Annotated in this window: 3 protein-coding genes; all 3 read left to right on the top strand. The window is 57.4% G+C overall.

Annotated elements, in window-relative coordinates; genetic code table 11:
- The first annotated feature begins 116 nt into the window (after positions 1 to 116).
- The 3 genes from E1H13_RS26240 to E1H13_RS26230 all read left to right on the top strand — a co-directional run bounded on the left by E1H13_RS26240 (position 117) and on the right by E1H13_RS26230 (position 3,580).
- Complete coding sequence (locus E1H13_RS26240) at positions 117 to 518, top strand: fasciclin domain-containing protein (RefSeq protein ID WP_169617907.1); 402 nt, start codon at positions 117 to 119, stop codon at positions 516 to 518.
- Positions 519 to 618: 100 nt separating this feature from the next.
- Entirely contained in the window at positions 619 to 2,886 is a 2,268-nt protein-coding gene (locus E1H13_RS26235; RefSeq protein WP_169617906.1) for a GAF domain-containing protein, read from the top strand.
- A 40-nt stretch (positions 2,887 to 2,926) separates the two neighbouring features.
- On the top strand, positions 2,927 to 3,580 hold the full coding sequence (locus E1H13_RS26230; protein WP_169617905.1) for a DUF2301 domain-containing membrane protein: 654 nt from the start codon (positions 2,927 to 2,929) through the stop codon (positions 3,578 to 3,580).
- Positions 3,581 to 3,836: the final 256 nt, after the last annotated feature.

Genomic DNA, 3,836 nt, shown 5'->3' with positions numbered 1-3,836 from the left:
CGCCTACCCATCCACCCGCCTACCCATCCACCCCCCTACCCATCCACCCCCTACCCTCCACCGCCTCCCCCTCCACCGCCTACCCATCCACCCGCCTACCCATCCACCGCCTACCCATGCCTACCATCGTTGATATTGCCACCACCACCGAAGGCTTCTCCACCCTGGTCGCCGCCGTCCAGGCCGCTGGGCTAGTTGAAGCACTGCAAAGTCCGGGGCCCTTTACCGTCTTTGCCCCCAACGATGCCGCCTTTGCCAAGCTGCCCCCGGGCACGGTGCAAACCCTGGTGCAGAACCCGCCCCAGCTCGGTCGCATTCTCAAGTTTCATGTCGTCGCGGGCAAATACACCCAGGACGAGCTGATCAAACTGGGCAAGGTCGACTCCCTAGAAGGAGCTCCCATCCCGATCGATGGCACTGAAGCCTTTGAGGTGAAAAATGCCACAGTGCTGATGGCGGACATTGAGGCGGATAATGGCATTATTCATGTGCTGGATAACGTCATTTTAATGGGCTGACAGCTTGCCGACTGGCGGCCATGGCTCGGTTTTGGGTTAAGCCAGTTACCATAGGGCTAGGGTCTATGGCCTTGGCCTACGCTTTTCAGATCAGTGTCCTATGTCAGTTCCTGAACCGTCGCCTCCGCCTATGGCCGCCGCTCCGGCGGCGGGTTTTGTGGCGGCTGGCGCAATGTTTGATGCCGCCCTAGCTCAGGTTCTAGATGCGATCGCCGTTCCGGTGTTTATTCAAGATGGCCAGCACCGCTGGTGTTTTTTGAATCAGGCCTGTGGGGGCTTGATGGGAGACGCCCCTGAGCGCTTAGTGGGGCAAACCCCATCTGACAGGTTTGAGCCTGCGGTGGCACGCACCTTTGCTGCTGGGGTAAAAGGGGCGCTGGCTGGTGACCGGGCGCACGAGTACCAGGTCACCTTGCCTGATGCGGCTGGCAAACAGAATGTGGTGATCGCCAAGGCATCACCCCTGCAGGCACCGTCGGGGGAACCGCTGGTCTTAACCACCCTGCAAAACATCACCACCCAGCGCCAGGTCAGCCAAACCCTAAAGCGCCAGTCCGAGCGAGAGCGGTTATTGGGGGCGATCGCCCAGCATCTGCTGCAGTCCATGAACCCGGAAGAACTGCTGCAAACCACCGTGAATGAGGTGCGCCGGTTCTTAAAAATCGACTGGGCTCTCTTTTACAGTTTTGACCCAGACTACCAGGGGGTGGTGGCCGAGTCCGTCAAGGGTCAATCTAGCGCCATGGCGAGACCTGGCTCAGACATGCTTAGCTTTATCCCCACTGACCTCACCCGTTACCGCCAGGGGGAGATGCTGATGATTGACGACATCAGTACGGCTAACCTACCGCCTCCCTATCGGGCTCAGCTCCATCAGGCCCAGGTGCAAGCCTGCTTAATCATCCCGATTGTGCAGGGGGAAGCCCTATACGGCTTGGTCTGTGCCCTGAACCAACGCCAGCCCAGGCCGTGGCACCCCTGGGAAGTGGAAACCTTGCAGGAGGTGGCCACCCAGGTGGGTAGCGCCATTAAGCAGGCCCGACTGTACAGCCAAGTGCAGCAGCTCAACAGCGATCTAGAACAGCAGGTGACCCAGCGCACCCAACAGTTGCAAACCGCCCTGGATTTCGAGGCCACCCTAAAGCGGATTACAGACCGGGTGCGCGACAGCCTAGACGTTAATCAAATCATGCAAACGGCGGTGAAAGAGCTCACCGCCGCCCTGACGGCCAAAGGGTCGAACGCCGCCCTCTATGACCTGGAGCAGGGCACCTCTACAATCTATTACGAATACAACAGCTCGGGACCAGCTTACCAGGGACGAGTGTCTCATATGGAAGCCTTTCCCGAAGTGTATGACCAGCTGCTAAACGGGCAGTACTTTCAGTTTTGTTCCATGGAGCCTAACCCCGATCGGGGGCATGTGGCCATGTTTGCCTGCCCGATTTTAGATGATCGGGGGGTGCTGGGGGATCTGTGGCTGATCAACGGCCGCGACCATGGGTTTAGAGATATTGAAATTCGGTTGGTGCAACAGGTGGCCAACCAATGTGCGATCGCCATTCGCCAGGCCCGCCTTTACCAAGCCGCCCAGTCCCAGGTGGAAGAACTAGAGCGGCTGAATACCCTCAAGGATGACTTTCTCAGCACGGTATCCCACGAACTGCGTACCCCCGTCACCAGCATGAAGGTTGCCCTGCAACTGTTGGGAGTTACCCTCAGCCAGGAGTTTGACCTCTCCGCTGACCAGGACAAACCCAAAGCCGAGCAATCCCGCATCTCCCGTTATTTCCATATTCTGCAAGAGGAATGCGAGCGGGAAATTAGCCTGATCAACGACCTGTTGGATTTGCAACGGCTGGATGTGGGCAACCATCCCCTCCGCACCGAACCCATTCCCCTGAAACAGTGGCTGCCCCCCTGGGCAGACAGTTTCGTCACCCGGGCCAAAAGCCGTGACCAAACCCTAGAGCTGATTATGGCCCCCTCCCTGCCGGTGATTCACACCGACATGGCCAGCCTTGAACGGGTGCTGGCGGAACTGCTGAACAACGCCTGTAAGTACACTCCGCCGGGAGAACGGATTACCCTAGATGTAGCCTCCATCGCCAATCAAGGCTCTAGCCTGATGCAATTTACCCTGACCAATACCGGCATTAGCATCCCCCCGGAAGAGCAGAGGCGCATTTTTGATAAGTTCTATCGGGTCCCCAGCGCTGACCCCTGGAAGCAGGGGGGAACTGGGCTGGGCCTCGCTCTGGTGAAAAAGCTGGTGCAGTATCTCGGGGGCGATATTGGGGTGACGAGCGGCGATCGTTCTACCTGCTTTACCGTCACCCTACCCACTCAAACGGCGTTACCCCTCTAGACCGTTAGACATTTGCCGTAACCCAGGAGGTTCCCTGCCCATGGACAACTCACCCACCCTTTACCAAGGCCAATTCGGCCCTTACACCATTGATGCCCAAGATCGCCGTGGGGTCGTGGTGTATCGCAGTGGTCTGATGGTGGCGGCCCTAGCCTTTGCCCTAGGCACGGCCCTAGCCCTGGGCTGGCCCCAGAATCCCCTAGCCGTGCAAGCCATTAGCCTTCTATACACGCTTTTTTGGCTAGCCCTGGGGTTGAGCTTGGCCACCATTCACATTTACCTGGTTCCCCTACACCGCCTACTCCAGGGGTTTTGGCTAGCGGGAGGGTTAGCCTCCTTAGCCATTGCCCATAGGGTCGATCAGCCCTTTGCCGCCACGGTAATCGCCTATCCCCAAACCCTATGGGGCATTGGGTTCACCTTTGCCGCGTTAACCGGCATCTTTTTCAAAGAGGCCTTTTGCTTTAACCGTTTTGAAACTAAGCTACTAACCCCGTTAGTCCCTCTGGTGCTGCTGGGTCACTTGTTTGGGCTGCTATCTACCCCTGTGTTGTCAGGGCTGATGGCCCTGTGGGCCTTGTTGTTTGTGGTGTTTGCCCTGCGCAAAGCCTTTCAACCCCTCGATCCTGACATTGGCGATAAATCAGTGTTCGAGTATTTAAAGGGAAATGTAGACACCGCCTCTGTTAGTTAGTGGTCTGTCAAGGTAAAGGTGACGGGCTGTGACAGGGTTTACGGTTCACGGTTTACGGTCTACGGCTGGCCTTGAACGATAGATCGTAAGCCGTGAACCCCATGCCGCAGACCCCGTCATCATCAGATTAACTGAGTACTAGTACTCTGAGGCGGAAGTAACCCGCCTGTTTGCTGAGGCTTAACGGGTGACAACGTACCTAGAGAGCTTGCTGCATCAGGGATAGAGCATAGAAACCTCGCTGAAAATAGAGTTG

The sequence above is a fragment of the Nodosilinea sp. P-1105 genome (genome assembly GCF_012911975.1).
Taxonomy (GTDB): Bacteria; Cyanobacteriota; Cyanobacteriia; order Phormidesmidales; family Phormidesmidaceae; genus Nodosilinea.
The sequence above is the reverse complement of the archived record's forward strand: the minus strand, read 5'-3'. Positions and strand labels throughout refer to the sequence as shown.